Source organism: Deltaproteobacteria bacterium (genome assembly GCA_026129095.1).
GTDB lineage: Bacteria > JAGRBM01 > JAGRBM01 > JAGRBM01 > JAHCIT01 > JAHCIT01.
In genome coordinates, this window is record JAHCIT010000005.1 from 78426 (window position 1) to 94722 (window position 16297).

Sequence of the window (16297 nt, forward strand, 5' to 3'; positions counted from 1 at the left end):
TTGGGAAGACTGTCCGGCCATGGAACAATGACCATGCCTTCATTCGCTGCCGCCCGTTCAATCTCGAATCCGGACCAGATTGCACTCCGGGACCACCTTCAGGAGTTCAACTGGAGCGATATCGACCGGATTCTGAACCGTATCGCCAACGGAGTGCTGGCGCTGGACCCAACTCCGGTTCGTCGCGTGGCCATCTTCGCCCAGAATTCGGCGGAAACGCTGCTAGCGCATCTGGGTGGCCTTATTGGCGGTGCATCAACCGTACCGGCGAGCTTCCATCTCACGGCCCCGGAGCTTGCCTACATCCTGGAGGATTCCGGCTCGACGGTGCTGTTCGTCGGTCCGGAAACGGCCCGGACGGGGCTCGAGGCCGCCCGGCTCGCCCGGATCCCCCTCGTCATCGGCTGGCGTTGCCAGCCTGCAGAGGGGGTCGTCCACTGGAATGACTGGCTGGATCGGGCGTCTACCCAGCCACCTCCGCTGGACCATGCTCCCAGGGCGAATTTCATGTACACGTCCGGCACCACCGGGCGGCCGAAAGGCACGGAGTTGCCGCCGACGATGTTCGCAGGTGGTGCGACCGTGGAGGAACATCTGGAGCGCCTTGCCCGGGCTCCCTTTGCCCTGTTCGGAACGCATCTGGTTGCAGGCCCGCTCTATCATACGGGGCCTCTCACAGGCGTCCGGGTGCTGGGCGGAGGCAAGCCGGTCGTCGTGCTTCCGAAGTTTGACGCTGAAGCGGTCCTTGCGGCCATTGATAACTATAAAGTGGAAAGCTCGGTTCTGGTGCCGACCCATTTTATCCGCCTGCTGGCGCTGCCGGAGGATATCCGGAAGAAATACAATACCCGCAGCCTGAAGTTTGTCTTCCACACGGGCTCCGCCTGCCCGGTGGACGTGAAACGGGGGATGCTCGACTGGTGGGGACCGGTTCTCTATGAGGCCTACGGCGCGACTGAAGTCGGAACGACCTGCGCCATCTCGCCGTACGACTGGCTGAAACATCCCGGCTCTGTGGGGAAACCCGTACCGCCATTCAGCGTGCTGGTGACCGACGATCAGGGCAGGGAACTTCCTCCCGGTACCGAGGGCAGGCTCTACTTCCGTGACTCTACCGGCCGGGGCATTGTCTATCACAACGACCCAGCCAAGTCGGCCGCGGCGCATCTTGCACCTGGTATATTCACTCTTGGCGAGATCGGCTACGTGGATTCCGGCGGCTTCGTCTATATTACCGACCGGTTCTCAGACATGGTCGTGTCGGGCGGTGTGAACATCTACCCCGCCGAGTCAGAGTCGGTAATCCTTCGTCATCCACAGGTGGACGACGTCGCCTGTATCGGGGTTCCCCATCCGGTGATGGGAGAGGAACTGAAAGCCATCGTGGTGGCCGCAGACCCGGGAAAACCGCCCCCGGCCCAGGAGATCATCAGCTTCTGCAAGGCGAATCTCGCCCACTACAAATGCCCAAAATCGGTGGACTTCGTTGCCGATCTGGGCCGCACGGCCGCCGGCAAGGTGAACAAGAAAAAGCTCAAGGCCCCCTACTGGCCGGAATCCCGCTCGCCGTAACGTGAGGTCGGTCAACCCTTCAGGTAATCATCGAGCGTCCTGTGCAGATGCCGGATGCGGCTCTCCTGGTAGTTTCCGAGCGTAACGCCCGGCTTCACGGCGGCTTTAAGCCCCTTTTGTACGAATGGAATATTGCTCATGTCCTGATCGAATACCGGACCGAGAAGCCCCAGTTCCTTGGCCGATGCCCAGGCTTCATCTGAACCCAGAAGCCGGTATTTTGCCGGCGGTGGCCGCTCGCCGCCCTTCCGGACCGGCGCAAGCAGCATCACCTCCATCAGGCAGGAATCCGGGTCGTGCCCGTCCGGCCGGAACCGGTAGACAATGTTGTTGAAGAATCCTCCCCAGGGAAACAGATTGGGGAAAACGAAATACTGGATCGCGTCGAGCATCTCGCTGTCGGTAGCCTGCTTGAGATCCCAGCCGCTGCTGCCGCCGATCATCCCTCTCAGCATGTTCGCCGTGAAACTCCGGGCGGTCTGGCCGGGCGGCAGTTTCACACTGATCTTGTTTCCTTCCCGGCCGGCGTACTCCGCCATCATCGAGTCGAGGATCTTCTCATCCGGGTAAGCATCCCCGCCCAGGTGCGGACTCGCCACCCCCATCGCCGTGATCATCCGGTTGAAGTGCGGCTTGCCGGGATAGACGTCGTACTGGGTATTGGCGTCCGCCGTGGAAGGCATGATCTGTGGATGGGTGGCGATCACATGGTATGATTCCATGAACGCCTCCGCGCAGACCTTCCAGTTTGCGGCGACGATCTTGCCGACATGCGCCGACTTGTACCGGTTCCCGAGATCCCACCGCTCGAAATGTTGCGGCACGACGTCCAGATAATCGGCGAGCGGCCTTGCCTCTGGATCAAGGTTGATAAAGACGAACCCGCCCCACAGGCCGGTCTTCACTTCCGGCAGCCGGAACTCCTCGTCTGTCTTGTGGGCAAAATCCCAGCGGCAGGGGATTTCATGAATCGAACCGTCCAGCTTCCATGTGAACCCGTGAAACGGACATCGAATCGCGGCGGCATGGCCCTGTCCCGTTTTCAGCAGCCGTCCACGGTGCAAGCAGACGTTATGATAGGCCCGTATGTCGCCATCCTGGGTGCGGAGAAGCAGGACTGAATGATCGCCGATCTCGTAGACCAGATAGTCGCCAGGTTTCGCAATATCTTCCTCCCGGCAAGCCATCTGCCATACCCGGTTCCACATGCGCGCCATTTCGAGGTCATGGAACTCCCGCGAGGTGTAGCGCTCCACTGGCAGGTCGGCGGCCGGCATCTTTTCGGCCACCGTTTCACGAAGGGCGGGAGGGACTGGCCGGGTCTCCCGGTCGAGAATCTGCTGTACGGTTGGCGCCTTGCACCGGTTGTCGGTGGTCTTCAGGTTCGACTCGCCCATCTCTGCTCCCTCCAGTCACCCGGCAACGACAGAATGCAACAGGTTCAATAGATTAAACATGTTTAAAGCAAAGCAGCAACCGGCAACCGGATGGATATCCAGATTAAACAAAACCCTCCCGGATTCAGGCACTCACTTCGCGAGGTAGCGGACGATCAGGTCGGCAGCTTCGTCGGCACAGTATTCCGCCGACAGGTGCCGGGGGCGGTCAAAGACGATCCGGAAGGTGAGATTCTCGGCGAGAGAGGTCACGAAGAACGCTGCCAGATCAATGTCGGTGATCCGCAGTTCCGTGCGGTGTGCCCCCAGATACATCCTGGCAAGATCCTTGCCCCGCTGGCGTACTGCTCCGATCATCCCGCGGCGTCCTACCCGCGGCACCTGCTCCACCAGATTCCTTACGAGTCTCGGCTGCACGGTCGCCAGCATCTCGACGAGCGCCCGCATCATCTTGTGTGCTGCGGTCTCAAGTGGCTCGTTCATCACCTCTGCAAGACGTTTCTGGAGTATGGTACCGAACCGATCGAGCAGGGAATCCAGCAACGCGGCGATGATGGCTTCCTTGTTCGGGAAATACTGGTAGAGGGAGCCGGGACTCACTCCAGCAGTCCGTGCGATCCGGTTCGTGGAGAGGTTGTCGTAGCCTTGTTCTGTCAGAATGCGAGCAGATGCCTTAACAATTGCATCAAATGTTTCACGGGAACGCGCCTGCTGGGGTTTTTTGCGGGGTCTGGCAGTATTTACCGTCATGCCCAACCTCTCCGAATGCGAATTGAACATTAACCCGACGTGGCCAACAATACGAGCGTAAGCTCGTATTTTCCGGGGACGTACCCCGCGAGTGGCAAGGAGAGATACGGGTGCAGTTCAATCCACTGCTGCTTCCGCCCGGATGCTCCCGTTTCGAGGCCTATCGTGAGGCGATGGAGCGTAGCCCTGTCCATCAGCAGGGGATTTTTCCCGTCTGGCACATCCTGGGATATGAGGAATGCGTGCGCTCACTCCGCGAGGCGGAAAACTTCTCCTCAAGTCCCCTCAATTCATTTCTGGTGGCAGGCGCCCCCGACCGGCGGGAGGAACGGATCAAGCGGCTCGTCCCGGTCATGGGACAAACGGCGGAATTTGTCGACAATCTGATGTTGATGAATGACCCGCCCAGGCATACACGCCTGCGCGGGCTTGTCACAAGGGCCTTCTCTCCCACGGCGATCCGAAAGCTCCAGGACCGGATACAGGTGATGACCGACGAGCTGGTTGATAGCATCCTGAAGAAGGACACCTTCGATTTCGTAGAGGATTTCGCCATCCCTCTTCCGGTCCATGTGGTCGCGGAGATTCTGGGCGTTGATATCGAACGGCGCCACGACTTCAAGCGCTGGTCCGATGGCTTTGTCTCCGTTCCGGTCCAGAAAATCATGTCTGGCGATATCGGTGACGAAAACATGGAGTGGCGCCGGGAGTTCACGGACTACTTTCTGGAGATTTTTGCGAGACGCCGCCGCGAACCGGGCGACGACCTCGTGAGCCAGCTTGTCCAGCTTGAGCAGCAGGGCGAGAAACTCTCAGCCGATGAGCTTCTGGCGACCTGCGTCCTGCTGATGGTCGCCGGCAACGAGACCACCACGAATCTTCTCAGCAACACGGCCCTTGCACTGACCCAGTTTCCTGAGGAGATGGATCATATTGTCAGGAAACCGGCGGCGATACCCGATGCGATCGAGGAATCGCTACGGTATTACGCCCCGATACAGGGTTTTCCCCGCTACTGCATCCGGAAGACGGAACTCGGAGACAAGACCATCAGGCCCGGCGACATGATGATGGTGTGGGCCGGGGCCGCCAACCGCGACGAAGCGGTCTTTGCCGATCCCGACCGGTTCGACATTACCCGCCCGCCCGGCAAGCACCTCTCGTTCGGCATGGGAATCCACCATTGTCTTGGAGCCACACTCGCCCGCGTCGAAGGCCAAATCGCTTTCGAGACATTTTTCAGGCGGGTCGGCCCGCTGCGGCCAGTTGGTGATGAGCCACCCCAGTTCTTGCCATCCTCGTTCCTGTTTGGGCTCAAGACTTTTCGTATGTCGCGAGCACCATGAACTTTTCCCTGACACCGGAGTCATTGACATTTTTATTGGTAGTCGTAGAAAATGGTTCGGGCTCTTGTTCATTCGGATTGCTGGTCTGAGCCCGGTATCTGCACCAGCTTTCAAGGCACTTTCTCCCGTGAATACAAGACACGACATTTCTTCCCTTGCCGGCCTGTCGCTTTCCGAACTGGCCCGGATTTTTGCACAGTTACCGTCTGGTTCTGCCGGCGATCTGAGCGGCACCTATACAGGCAAGGTTCTGGCGACGCCCGGCCTCGACTCGCTTCCAGAAACGCTCCGATCCGCCCTGCTCTCTATCGTCAACAGCCCCGTATCGCCCTGGCGCGGAAAGCGGTTTGGTGACGGCACCGGATCGAACGTCTGGCTGGGCGGCTCTACCGAGTTCGCCTCGTTCCGGATAGCACAGGCAGAGGCTCTGGATGGTACCGGCCCCGTCATCCAGTTCGACTATGACGTGGACGGAAATCCCGCACCGGTACGGAAAATCCTTGGCGAAGCCCGTCCACTCGGGGAGGGCCGGTACCTGGCACGCATGAACTACCGGTTCGATTCCGGCCCGGTGCTGATCCTGTATTTCACGCTGGAGCCCTGAGCGTCATCCATGGGCCTCAAGGAACGGTTCTGGTGGATCCCCTTCGGCAGTGTGCCGGAAATATCCGCCGTGGAGTTGCACCATCTTCTGGAAAGCCACCGGACGCCCCAGATCATTGACGTCCGGACCAGAATGGAATGGAAAAATCGCAGGATCCGCGGCGCTGTGAGTGTGCCTATTACTGAGCTTCCGGAGCGGCTTACGGACCTCGAACTGGACAAGACCCGTCCCGTCGTTGCCATCTGCCTGTCGGCCCATCGCAGTATTCCAGCCGTTCGCCTGCTCCAGAAGGCGGGGTTTGAGAATGCCGCCCAGCTTTCGGGCGGCATGAAGAGCTGGTGGAAACTGGGTTACCCGGCCGAAAAGGGATGACCCGCCAGGCCCGGCTTCCCTGTGCTTCTTGATCTTCTCTCACCGGTGCCGCTATCCGCTATCCCGCCATGCCGGTCGTAGCCGCTACTTCCCTCTATAAGACTTACGGAACCCGCCAGGTTCTTGGCGACGTGTCGGTAAGTATCCACGCCGGCGAACGCGTAGGGCTGGTGGGGCTGAACGGGGCAGGCAAGTCGACGCTGGCCCGTATTCTGGCAGGGCTCGAAACTCCAGACCACGGCGAAATACGCCGGCGTCGGGAGACGACAACCCTTTATCTTGAGCAGGATCCGGCACTCGATCCCACCCTGTCGGCGAGGGAAGCGGTGCTGGCCGGGCTCGCGGAATGGGATCACGCCCGCCGCCGTCATGAAGCGGCCAGCCGGGAGATTGAGGTTGGGTCCGGCGACACGGAAAAGCTTGTACAGGTACAGGCTGATGCGGCTGCAGATCTCGAACGTCTGGGCGGCTGGGACCTGATGCACCGGGCCGAAGAAACCCTGAGCCACCTCGGAGTTCCCGATCCCAACGCCCTGTGTGGCACCCTGTCAGGAGGAGAACGCCGCCGGGTGGCACTGGCAAGAATACTGGTCGCCCGCCCCACGCTCGCCATTCTGGACGAACCCACCAACCACCTCGATATGGAGACAATCGAATGGCTGGAGAAATACCTGATCGAGGATTACCCGGGAGCACTCCTGCTCATCACGCACGACCGCTATGTTCTGGACCGGGTAACCCAGCGGACGCTGGAGATCGAGAACGGGCGTCTTTTCGATTACGACGGCGGCTACGAATTCTATCTTGAGGCCCGTGCCGAGAGGCTTGCCCATGAAGAACGTGCCGAGTCCACGCGACAGAACTTTCTCCGCCGGGAGCTGGAGTGGCTCCGCCGCCAGCCCAAGGCCCGCCAAACCAAGCAGAAGGCCCGTATCCAGCGCGTTCAGGAAGTCGTCCGCAATGTTCCCGTGCGGGAGGCCCAGACGGCCGACTTTTCCGTCACGGCCTCACGCTCAGGCAAGACGATCCTGGAACTCCGTGCCGTGGGAATCGATATTGGCGGCCGCACACTGGTGCGGACGCTCGACCTTGGCCTGTGTGCCGGGGACCGGATCGGTATCGTCGGGCCCAACGGCGCCGGCAAGACGACCCTGCTCCGGGCTGTGCTTGGCGATACCACTCCTGCACGCGGCGAAATTGTCACGGGCAGCAATACCATCATCGCCTATCTCGACCAGAACCGGTCGTCCCTGAAACCGGACGAAACCGTTCTGGAGAACGTCATCGGCAACCGGGGAAGCGAGACCGATGCCAAGATATATCTTGGCCGGTTCCGCTTCGATGGCGGTCAGCAGAGACTTAAGGTGGGGCTGCTTTCCGGCGGCGAGAGGGCGCGGGTGGCACTGGCGAAACTGCTTGCCGGACGGCCCAACCTGATTGTCATGGACGAGCCCACCAATGACCTCGATACGTCAACACTCGCTGCTCTCGAAAGCACACTGATCGACTTTGACGGGGCGCTGCTGGTGGTAAGCCACGACCGGTGGTTTCTGGACCGGGTGGCTACATCGATTCTGGCATTCGAAGATGGCGGCGAGGCGGTGCTGTACCCGGGCAACTGGTCTGATTACCGGCGGCGGGTTCTGGGTCTGGCGGCGTCGGCTAATCCGATGCCGCCTTCATCGCCGGCAGCCCCCACCCCAGTGAGGGCCTCTCTGGCTGGTGCAGGGAAAAAACTCACCTACGCTGAACGCATTGAGCTGGACGGCATCATGGAGAGAATAGCGGAAGCGGAAATACGCGTTGCGGAACTGGAGAAACGGCTAGAGGATCCGGCCCTCTACAGTGGCCGGGGCGAAGAAATCCGGCCGCTGATGGATCAACTGGATACCGGCCGGAAAAACCTGGAAGACCTGATTACCCGCTGGGAGACCCTAGAGTCTCGAAAATCCGAAAATTGTTAAAATGATGATATTAATGTCATTATGACTGATGTGTGGTCAGCTATCGGCCCAATGTTTTACGCATATATAACTACTTGAAATTACTATATATTTTATATTTTCACTCAAGTGCTCCATTCAAATACGATTTTTCCATTGACGCAAATCACACTCAATGGTCAAATCGGCCGCACCATCATGGACGGTAAGCCCCTAACCATCGTTGCCTGCGAAGACGACCCGATCACCATCGCCTATATCAAGAAGGCGATCCGGCTGATTCCAAACGCACAGGTCCAAACCTACAACAGACTTGGGGATGCCATGCTGGCCGTTCGCCGGGAAAAGCCGCAGGTTTTCATCTGTGACCATCATCTGCCCGGCCAGGATGGGACCGATGGGGTGAGACTGGTAAAAGGCTCGGACTGGGGCCGTGACGTCAAGGTTCTCGTCTATACCGGTGCCGATGTGCGCGAAAAGGCCATGGCGGCCGGGGCCGATCTTTTCCTCAAGAAGCCGGCCACAGTCGATACGCTCATCAATGCCGTCAGGTCTCTGGTCGGCGCCTGAATCCAGCCACGTCAGGCTTCCGGCACCTCCACTCTCTCCATCCTGCCAAGTGTGTGAAACATTTGTGCCTTGTAGGATACTCCCCTAGGCAAATCCGCGTACCCCCGCCATAGTTCTCCCCATTAATCCGGTTACCCATGGGCGCTGCTGGCCAGTAATGGCCGGAGCGGGTGTGTGGCTGGCTGCTGCCAACACTGAAAGCGACCTGCGGGACCATGCCTCCACATTCCAAAATCTCTTTCGTTGCACCTGAAAACGACCCGTTCACCATAGCCGTCAAGGCCCGTATCAATGCCTACTTCAGGGCCAGCGGGAAGTCCCGCCATTGGAACGGACTCATGCTGGCAAAGACTTGTTTCTATATCGGCGGACTGCTTGGTTGCTATCTGGCCATCCTGTCAGGCCAGTTCAGCGAGCCGGTTCTGCTTGGACTTTGCGTCGGCATGGGGCTGTTCACTGCCGGAATCGGGTTTAATGTCGGGCACGACGCCATACATGGCGGCTATTCGTCTGGACGTCTGCTCACCCGGATCATGTCACATTCGTTCACGATGATCGGGGCGAACGTCTACAACTGGAACATTTCCCACAACATCGTTCACCACACCTACACCAACATACCTGGCGCCGATGGTGACCTGAGCACTGTGCCAGCCCTCCGGTTTTCATCCGAGGCGCCATGGAAACCATTCCACCGGTACCAGCACCTCTATGCCTATATCCTCTACGCCCTCTCGACTCTCATGTGGGTGACGAAGAAGGACTACCGCCACTTCTTTGAGGAAAAACTCCTGATCTACCAGAAGCCTTCACGACCGCCGCGACGTGAATACTTTATCCTTTTCGGCGGAAAGCTCGTTTACTACTTCATGATGCTGGTAATTCCGGCACTCGTTCTCGATCTCCCGGTCTGGAAGATCATCACCGGATTTGTCGTCATGCATTTGGCCGCCGGCGCTGCACTCGCCAACGTGTTCGCCATGGGGCACATGGTCGAGGGTACTGCCTTACGCCCGGCCGGACCCGATGGTCATATCCACGAATCATGGGCTGCGCACCAGGTGCGGACCTCCGCCAATTTCGGAACCCGTTATCCGCATCTGTCCAACTGGTTCTGTGGTGGGCTCAATTTCCAGATTGAGCACCATCTGTTCCCGCGGATCTGCCATGTCCACTATCCTGACATCGCCCCCATCGTTAAGCAGACTGCCGCAGAGTTTGGCATCCCCTATACTGAGTTTGAGACCATCTTGGCCGGAGCCCGATCCCACTACCGGTGGCTGAGACATTACGGAGCCGGCCGGCGAGGAGTTCAGCCAATCCCCGCTGCACCAACAGTACCCTGACATCTGGCCCCTTCCTGTTCCGGCCCCTATAGTTCCTCGCATGGAACCCAGTATCGGGAAATTACGCGAGTCAGCACGTCAGTGGATCGACGCATGGAACCGCCGGGATCTCGACGGAATCCTCGAACACTATGCCGACAACGTGAGGATATGCTCCCCCATGGTAACCGTTCGTACGGGTTCACCCGACGGATGGCTTCACGGCAAGGCGAACCTGCGAGACTACTTTGCCATGGGCCTGCGAAAACCCGATATCCGCTTCGAACTGATCGACGTACTGATCGGAATTAATGCGGTAACCGTTGTCTATCGCCGTGAAAACGGAGCCATGGTAGCCGACTGCTCCGAACTGGATGCCCATGGGCGAATCATCCGGATGATTGCCTGTTATGGCAGTCCGGCGGGAACGCCCTGACCTGGTTCATCTTTTCCCTGTATCGTCTTTCACATAACCAAGTTCGCGGGCCTTATCGATCACCCTGTCAGCCAGCAGCAGCAGAAAGCCCGGTGGGTCAGTCAGTTCGAACTGCGTGAATGCGACACCGAAAGTCCTGCCTCGTGAAACGACTTTCAGGCGATCCCAGGGAATAAGCAGCGGTTCATGGCCGAAGCCGAATATCCAGGGCATGGCGATATAAAGGCCGGCAGATGCCAGCTTCACCGTGAGACAGTTGTTGTAGCCGCACCACCTGCCAAGCCGCCCGCTCTGCATCCGGAATGTCTCGGCCCGCATTGGCTCCAGCCGCGCACGGTACCGTTCGGCCAGTGGCCTCCAGCCACCCACACGGGCGACCACATGGAATATCCCGATCCACAAGATGACAAAGAAGACCGGAAAGGCATAGACATAACAGTAACCCGGAGGACAGGCGGCCATTTCCGGTTATCGCGCAAGCCGCTCCTGCGGTGGAACAGAAGCACTGCCCTTCGGCTGCGATGCCGCCCGCGCGGTTTTTTCCTTTTCACCATCCAGCCAGGACAGTGTCTTTCGCGCCCAGAACCGAACCTTCTGGTCCGGATCGTTTTTTGCCTTCTCCAGCGCCGGGCGTGCCGGCTCAGCATCCATCCCCATGCGTGAAAGCGCACGGGCAGCACCATACCGGTAACCCGGATCGTCGTCTTCAAGCGCCTCGATGAGCGCTGGGACCGACGGACCTCCGATATTGACGATCGCCCGGCCCACGTGGCGCTTGGTTTCCTTGTGAACCCGGGGATCGCGAATCATGGCGGTCAGCTCAGGCACCGCTTCGCCGGCTGCCTCACCAATCTGTCCGATCGCGCCAAGCGCGCTTACCACCATGGCTTCATCGCGGGCTTTCAGCCGCCCGACAAGCGCCGGCACCGCCTCTTTTGCTTCTGCTCCCATGCGGCCCAGCACCTGTGCGGCGCGGTTCCGAAGAGCGGCATTCTGCTCGGAGAGCAGCGGAATTATCCTCGGCACGGCCCGGGCACCATGCTGGACGAGGGCGTCCATCGCCTGATTGCGGATTTCAGACTCGGTGTTCCGCAGGTCTGATACCTTTGCCATGATCGACAGCTCAACCGGATCGAAAGAAGGCAGCTTGTCCTCTTCCTCGCAAGCTGAAAGCGCGAGCACAGCGGAAACCAGCACCAAGCGAATATGCCTCTTCATGACTGCCCTTCCCCCGGAAAGAACCCCTCGAATTACAGCTCTGCCCGGCCAGCTTAGGCGTTCAACGGGCAAGGTGCCAGCATGGCCAGGTCCATTCTGAATCCCATATGAAATTCCGGAAATTGGCGCACTGCGGCTGTTTGGACCTGCTATCCGCCCCCATAATGTGAATGGATGATCTGTGAAGGCGGAGCGGACCTTAAGGTGAGAAAGGACCGCTGGCATGGCTCTCCGCACCCGGATCGCCTTCGCTTTCGCAGCTACGCTGACGGTTTTTACCGGATATCCCGGCAACTTAACTGCGCAAACATTCCCGCACCGCTCTTCCCCGGCACTCCTGGCTATCCAGTCCCCGCCTCCGCCGGTGCCCCTTGGCGCGGCGAGTCCCGTGCAGATCGGCCGTTACTGCACCGTATGCCCACGCCACTCCCGCATCGACGAAGACCTGACACAGTTTCTGATGCTCTCGGTTCTGGCAGGGGCGGGCTATTCGCAAACGGCGCCAGGCCTCCTCCATCCCGATACTGCCAGCTGGAAGCGGAATATGGGGAGTTTCCGGTTCTACGACGGTGACCAGTGGTATACGGATGCCATCGCGCATCCGGTCGCCGCAACGGCGACCTACCTCACGCTCCGGGAACGTGGCTACACCCGGTGGGAATCGGCGGTATTCCTGTTCAGCGCGCTTGCGATTCGCGAGGTCGGCGTCAAGGCCTGGAGCACGCCGGCCGCCATGGACGATCCGCTGATATTTACCGCGAGCGGTATCCTCCTGGGGACGCTCATCGAGGAGTTCACACCCTGGCGGCGCTACTTTGCCTATGCCGATCCCGACCACCACCTGCCGGGACAGGTTTCCACATACTGGTCGCCCACCCGGATTTCCGTTACCTGGTAAGACCCTTGCGCCGGACACCACCAGTGGCCATCTTTCCGGCATGTCTTTCTATGCTGAACGGATATTCCCGCGCCTCAATGACCTTGCCACCCAGCCCTTCGCCCATCTTCGCGCCCGTGCGCTGGAAAAGGCCGCAGGGAATACGCTAGAAATCGGCGCCGGCACGGGACTGAACTTCCCGCACTACCCGGAAACGGTCACACGGCTGACGGCAATAGAACCCTCACCCGGCATGATCGAGCGGGCAAGGCCGAGGGCATCTTCGGCCTCCATGCCGGTCGAACTCGTCGAGGGCACCGCCGAAAAACTGCCTTTCCCGGACAGCACATTCGATACCGTTACAGGCACCCTTGTATTCTGCTCGGTGACAGACCCTGAAAAGGCAGCCCGCGAGGTCTGGCGTGTCCTGAAACCCGGCGGCCAGTGGATCATCCTTGAGCATATCCGCTCGAACAACGCCGGCACCCTCAGGTGGCAGCAACGCTGGAATCCGCTGTGGCAGCGCATCTTCCTCGGCTGCACGCTCGACCGTGATCTTCCTGCCCTGCTTGCCTCTGCCGGGTTCAATACGTCCGGCACGAAGGAAATTGACATTGACAGCCCCGCCATTGTGCGGCACCTGCTCGTGGGCGAGGCGATCAAGCAATAGCGGTTTCTTTCATCTCACCGTGAAACTCTTGGCACCCGGCCTCTCGCCCGGCTACCGTCGCCCGGCTGACAGGGGCGTCATCCGCACTTGCCGAGATTACCCCCAGGCATGAGGAGGCCTTGAGAAGGCCCGTGAAAAAATTCTTCTACTCGGCCATCCGGCTCGTCACCATCTATCTCCTGGTCGTCAAGTATGCGTTCGTTTTTGCATGGTGGACCCTCAAGCGTTTCCTGCCGGGTGGCAAGAAGGACGAGTTCAACCAGAACGCACTGACGCGCTTTGCCTGGTGCTTCCGCCGGATGCTGGAAGACCTGGGGGCGACCTTCATCAAGATGGGCCAGATCATGTCCACGCGGCCCGACATATTCCCACCCTTTTTCATTGACGAGCTGAAACACCTCCAGGATAACGTCCCGCCGTTCGATCCACGGCTCATTCCCCACGAATTTGAGTTCGCCTTCGGCAAGCAGCCACGGGAGATTTTCGCCGAGTTCAATGAGACACCCATCGCCTCGGCCTCGGTGGCCCAGGTCCATGAAGCCCGCCTCAAGACCGGCGAACGGGTCGCCGTGAAAATCCGGCGGCCCGGTGTCCAGCAGAAGGTGGAGTACGACCTTGCCGTCATGCGGATCTTCGCCAAGTCCATCTCGTTTATTCCGTCAGTGGAAGTCACCTCGCCGGTCGAGACCGTCGAGGAGTTCGGAAATGCCATCAAGGGTCAGCTCGACCTGCGAAACGAGGCCAACAACAACCGCCGGTTCCGCAAGAACTTCGAGGGGAACCAGTTTGTCGGTTTTCCCAGGCTCTATGAAGACTATTGCGCCGAGAACATCCTGGTGATGGAGTTCGTGACGGGCTACCACATTGACGATGTGGGCCAGACTGACTGCGATCCACAATGGCTGGCGCGCCACGGCCTGCGGGCGATTTTCCAGATGATCTACAAGGACGGTTTCGTCCATGCGGACCTGCACCCGGGGAACTTCCTGTTCAACAACGGCAACCACGTCACCTATCTCGATGTCGGCATGGTGGGGGAGCTTTCCGACAGGGACCGGGAAAACTTCATCGAATCGTTCATGGCGATGGCCGACAACAATGGACCCAAGGTTGCCGAGTGCCTGATGAACTTTGCCCCTTCACACCGGATCAGGGACTACGACGAATACGTGAAGGACGTTTCGACCCACGTCAACGAGTTTTTCGGCAAGCCCCTGAACGAGATCGAGATTTCCATTGCTGTCGCCAAGATGGTGAACATCCTGCGAAAGCACCGGGTACGGGTGAATGCCGCCTATACGGTCGTGAATGTGGGGCTGCTCGTTGCCGAGGGCGTCGGCCGCAAGCTCTATCCGCAGATCAACCTGAACGAGGAGCTGTACCCGTTCCTGAACGAACTCTTCCAGGAGATGATGAAACGGCGCCTTGCGCAGATGAAGGTCCAGGCCGAGCAGGCGGCCAAACAGCGTGCAGCAGGTTCTGCTGCCAGCGCGTAGAGGCTTATTCCTCCGGTTTCGGCCCCACGCTCAGCGTGAAATTTGCGGCCAGATCGCCCAGCGCATAACCCACTCCATAAACCGGCGGGTAGACAACACGGGTCTTTCGCTTTTCGACACCATCGAGAATGAGTTTCGCCAGTTCGGCGGGATCCCCTGTCGGCATAGCCTTTGCCAGCCGCCCTCCGCCGTACTGCTGCCGGGCGCCCCGCTCCAGAGCCGAGTAGACCGGTCCCGGATAGACCGTGAGCACATGCACATTCTTCGGCTTGAGTTCCTCGCGGGCCACCTCGGAAGCCATCGCCAGTCCCGCCTTGGCAGATCCATAATAAGCGCAGCCCTTGAGACGTACCCGGCCCGCCATGCTGCTGATATTCACAATGGCACCCCGGCGGGACGCCGCCATCGGTGCAGCGCACAGGCTCATGAGCCGCATGGGAGCGAGATAATCAACAACAAGAACCCGCTCGCCCGCATCCCAGGGCGTCCCTTCGAGCGAGCGGACGTCCATGATACCCGCGCAATTGACGAGCAACGCTACCGGGCCATTCACCGATACCGCCTGCTCCATCACCTCCGGCAATCCCGATATGTTGGTCAGGTCGTGAGGGATAATGAGCGACTGGCCGCCGAGTTCTCCGGCCAGTTTTTCTGATGCTGCGCCATCCCTGTCTACCAGTGTCAGTTTCGCCTGCGGGTACCGGCGGCGGAGCGACCTTACCAGTTCGCCGCCAATCGCTCCGGATGTTCCGGTAACAAACGCATGAAAATCAGCGGGGAAAGTGTCGAGCATGGGCGGTCTCCCTGGACTTCCCGGCAGTCTCACCGGCTGCCACCTATGGGGTCAAAACGCGCCGTCTTCATGCGAATTGCCGCTTCTTGCCGCCAGGCCCCGCCGTCTTGTAATTAGATGCGCCATGCCAATCGCCGACACCGGACGCCTCAAGATCTATTACGAAACCCACGGCCGGGGAGACCCTGTTCTCATGATCATGGGGCTGGGGGCCACCCGGCACTGGTGGTACAAGCAGGTGGAAGCGCTCTCCCGTGATTTCCAGGTCACTGTTTTCGATAACCGGGGAGTCGGGGAAACCGAGCGGCCCAAGGCGGCCTGGACACTTGGCGACATGGCCCTGGACACAGCTGCCCTCATGGATCACCTCGGCATCGACAGCGCGCATATTGTCGGCGCGTCGATGGGCGGGATGATCTCACAGCATTTCGCTCTGGAACATCCCGAACGGGTGCGAAAACTGGTGCTGGCCTGCACGACGCCCGCCATCGGTTTCAAGCCGCCGGACCCGGCGGCCAGCTCGCTCCTTACGCCCCGTCCCGGCATCGGCCGGGAACAGGCCGCCAGGGATTCCCTCAAGATCATGTTCGTTCCCGAGTTCATCGAGCAGGGTGGCGAGGAGATCAGCCGGGTCATGGACATCTCGCTCAAATGGATGGCCCCGGCCCGCTCTCTGATGAACCAGATCGCCGCCGTGATGCAGCACGACACCCGCCACCGGCTGAAGGATGTTTTCCACCCGACAATGGTCATCACAGGCGCGGCGGACATCCTCATTCCGCCGGAGCATTCTGACCTGCTGGCGGAGCTCATCCCCGGCGCCCGTCTGGTCAAGATCCCCAACGCCGGACACGGGTTCTTCATCGAGGCCGCCCCCGAGGCCAACCAGCACCTGCTGGAGTTTTTGCGCGACTAATGCCTTAATTGT

17 protein-coding genes are annotated in these 16297 nt (G+C 59.8%); 12 read left to right on the top strand and 5 right to left on the bottom strand.

Annotated elements, in window-relative coordinates; all coding sequences use genetic code 11:
* The first annotated feature begins 33 nt into the window (after positions 1–33).
* Complete coding sequence (locus tag KIT79_08515; protein MCW5829344.1) at positions 34–1572, top strand: AMP-binding protein; 1539 nt, start codon at positions 34–36, stop codon at positions 1570–1572.
* An 11-nt stretch (positions 1573–1583) separates the two neighbouring features.
* Here KIT79_08515 and KIT79_08520 read toward each other — a convergent pair whose 3' ends face one another.
* Positions 1584–2969: an aromatic ring-hydroxylating dioxygenase subunit alpha gene (locus tag KIT79_08520; GenBank protein ID MCW5829345.1), complete on the bottom strand. Its 1386-nt coding sequence runs from the start codon at positions 2967–2969 to the stop codon at positions 1584–1586.
* Positions 2970–3101: 132 nt separating this feature from the next.
* Positions 3102–3719: a TetR/AcrR family transcriptional regulator gene (locus tag KIT79_08525; GenBank protein ID MCW5829346.1), complete on the bottom strand. Its 618-nt coding sequence runs from the start codon at positions 3717–3719 to the stop codon at positions 3102–3104.
* Between the two features lie 110 nt (positions 3720–3829).
* Between KIT79_08525 and KIT79_08530 the strand changes: the two genes are divergently transcribed.
* The 7 genes from KIT79_08530 to KIT79_08560 all read left to right on the top strand — a co-directional run bounded on the left by KIT79_08530 (position 3830) and on the right by KIT79_08560 (position 10315).
* Positions 3830–5065, top strand: a complete 1236-nt coding sequence (locus KIT79_08530; protein MCW5829347.1) for a cytochrome P450 — start codon at positions 3830–3832, stop codon at positions 5063–5065.
* A 127-nt stretch (positions 5066–5192) separates the two neighbouring features.
* Positions 5193–5669 (top strand): hypothetical protein, encoded by a 477-nt coding sequence (locus tag KIT79_08535; protein MCW5829348.1) that lies wholly within the window; start codon positions 5193–5195, stop codon positions 5667–5669.
* A 9-nt stretch (positions 5670–5678) separates the two neighbouring features.
* Complete coding sequence (locus KIT79_08540) at positions 5679–6041, top strand: rhodanese-like domain-containing protein (protein ID MCW5829349.1); 363 nt, start codon at positions 5679–5681, stop codon at positions 6039–6041.
* 68 nt (positions 6042–6109) lie between these two features.
* On the top strand, positions 6110–8005 hold the full coding sequence (locus tag KIT79_08545; GenBank protein MCW5829350.1) for an ABC-F family ATP-binding cassette domain-containing protein: 1896 nt from the start codon (positions 6110–6112) through the stop codon (positions 8003–8005).
* A 177-nt stretch (positions 8006–8182) separates the two neighbouring features.
* Positions 8183–8554 (top strand): response regulator transcription factor, encoded by a 372-nt coding sequence (locus KIT79_08550; protein MCW5829351.1) that lies wholly within the window; start codon positions 8183–8185, stop codon positions 8552–8554.
* Positions 8555–8769: 215 nt separating this feature from the next.
* A complete protein-coding gene (locus KIT79_08555) occupies positions 8770–9900 on the top strand; it encodes an acyl-CoA desaturase (protein ID MCW5829352.1) in 1131 nt (376 codons plus the stop codon).
* A 40-nt stretch (positions 9901–9940) separates the two neighbouring features.
* Complete coding sequence (locus tag KIT79_08560; GenBank protein MCW5829353.1) at positions 9941–10315, top strand: nuclear transport factor 2 family protein; 375 nt, start codon at positions 9941–9943, stop codon at positions 10313–10315.
* Positions 10316–10321: 6 nt separating this feature from the next.
* Here the strand turns inward: KIT79_08560 and KIT79_08565 are convergent, their stop codons facing one another.
* Together KIT79_08565 and KIT79_08570 are read right to left on the bottom strand one after the other, a co-directional pair.
* Complete coding sequence (locus KIT79_08565) at positions 10322–10777, bottom strand: hypothetical protein (protein ID MCW5829354.1); 456 nt, start codon at positions 10775–10777, stop codon at positions 10322–10324.
* Positions 10778–10783: 6 nt separating this feature from the next.
* A complete protein-coding gene (locus KIT79_08570; GenBank protein ID MCW5829355.1) occupies positions 10784–11533 on the bottom strand; it encodes a HEAT repeat domain-containing protein in 750 nt (249 codons plus the stop codon).
* Positions 11534–11756: 223 nt separating this feature from the next.
* Here KIT79_08570 and KIT79_08575 point away from each other — a divergent pair, with 223 nt between their 5' ends.
* From KIT79_08575 to KIT79_08585, 3 genes are all read left to right on the top strand, one after another.
* Positions 11757–12431 (top strand): DUF3943 domain-containing protein, encoded by a 675-nt coding sequence (locus KIT79_08575; protein ID MCW5829356.1) that lies wholly within the window; start codon positions 11757–11759, stop codon positions 12429–12431.
* Between the two features lie 40 nt (positions 12432–12471).
* Positions 12472–13080 (top strand): class I SAM-dependent methyltransferase, encoded by a 609-nt coding sequence (locus KIT79_08580; protein MCW5829357.1) that lies wholly within the window; start codon positions 12472–12474, stop codon positions 13078–13080.
* Positions 13081–13211: 131 nt separating this feature from the next.
* Entirely contained in the window at positions 13212–14576 is a 1365-nt protein-coding gene (locus tag KIT79_08585; GenBank protein MCW5829358.1) for an AarF/ABC1/UbiB kinase family protein, read from the top strand.
* A 4-nt stretch (positions 14577–14580) separates the two neighbouring features.
* Here the strand turns inward: KIT79_08585 and KIT79_08590 are convergent, their stop codons facing one another.
* Entirely contained in the window at positions 14581–15369 is a 789-nt protein-coding gene (locus KIT79_08590; protein ID MCW5829359.1) for an SDR family NAD(P)-dependent oxidoreductase, read from the bottom strand.
* Between the two features lie 124 nt (positions 15370–15493).
* On the opposite strand from KIT79_08590, the gene KIT79_08595 reads away from it, so the two are divergent.
* Positions 15494–16285 carry an alpha/beta fold hydrolase gene (locus KIT79_08595; GenBank protein MCW5829360.1) on the top strand — a complete coding sequence of 264 codons (792 nt, stop codon included), beginning with the start codon at positions 15494–15496 and terminating at the stop codon, positions 16283–16285.
* Positions 16286–16297 lie beyond the last annotated feature (12 nt).

Coding starts and splice junctions, on each gene's coding strand:
- KIT79_08515 (MCW5829344.1), top strand. CDS start 34: ATGCCTTCATTCGCTGCCGCCCGTTCAATCTCGAATCCGGACCAGATT.
- KIT79_08520 (MCW5829345.1), bottom strand. CDS start 2,969: ATGGGCGAGTCGAACCTGAAGACCACCGACAACCGGTGCAAGGCGCCA.
- KIT79_08525 (MCW5829346.1), bottom strand. CDS start 3,719: ATGACGGTAAATACTGCCAGACCCCGCAAAAAACCCCAGCAGGCGCGT.
- KIT79_08540 (MCW5829349.1), top strand. CDS start 5,679: ATGGGCCTCAAGGAACGGTTCTGGTGGATCCCCTTCGGCAGTGTGCCG.
- KIT79_08545 (MCW5829350.1), top strand. CDS start 6,110: ATGCCGGTCGTAGCCGCTACTTCCCTCTATAAGACTTACGGAACCCGC.
- KIT79_08550 (MCW5829351.1), top strand. CDS start 8,183: ATGGACGGTAAGCCCCTAACCATCGTTGCCTGCGAAGACGACCCGATC.
- KIT79_08555 (MCW5829352.1), top strand. CDS start 8,770: ATGCCTCCACATTCCAAAATCTCTTTCGTTGCACCTGAAAACGACCCG.
- KIT79_08560 (MCW5829353.1), top strand. CDS start 9,941: ATGGAACCCAGTATCGGGAAATTACGCGAGTCAGCACGTCAGTGGATC.
- KIT79_08565 (MCW5829354.1), bottom strand. CDS start 10,777: ATGGCCGCCTGTCCTCCGGGTTACTGTTATGTCTATGCCTTTCCGGTC.
- KIT79_08570 (MCW5829355.1), bottom strand. CDS start 11,533: ATGAAGAGGCATATTCGCTTGGTGCTGGTTTCCGCTGTGCTCGCGCTT.
- KIT79_08575 (MCW5829356.1), top strand. CDS start 11,757: ATGGCTCTCCGCACCCGGATCGCCTTCGCTTTCGCAGCTACGCTGACG.
- KIT79_08580 (MCW5829357.1), top strand. CDS start 12,472: ATGTCTTTCTATGCTGAACGGATATTCCCGCGCCTCAATGACCTTGCC.
- KIT79_08590 (MCW5829359.1), bottom strand. CDS start 15,369: ATGCTCGACACTTTCCCCGCTGATTTTCATGCGTTTGTTACCGGAACA.
- KIT79_08595 (MCW5829360.1), top strand. CDS start 15,494: ATGCCAATCGCCGACACCGGACGCCTCAAGATCTATTACGAAACCCAC.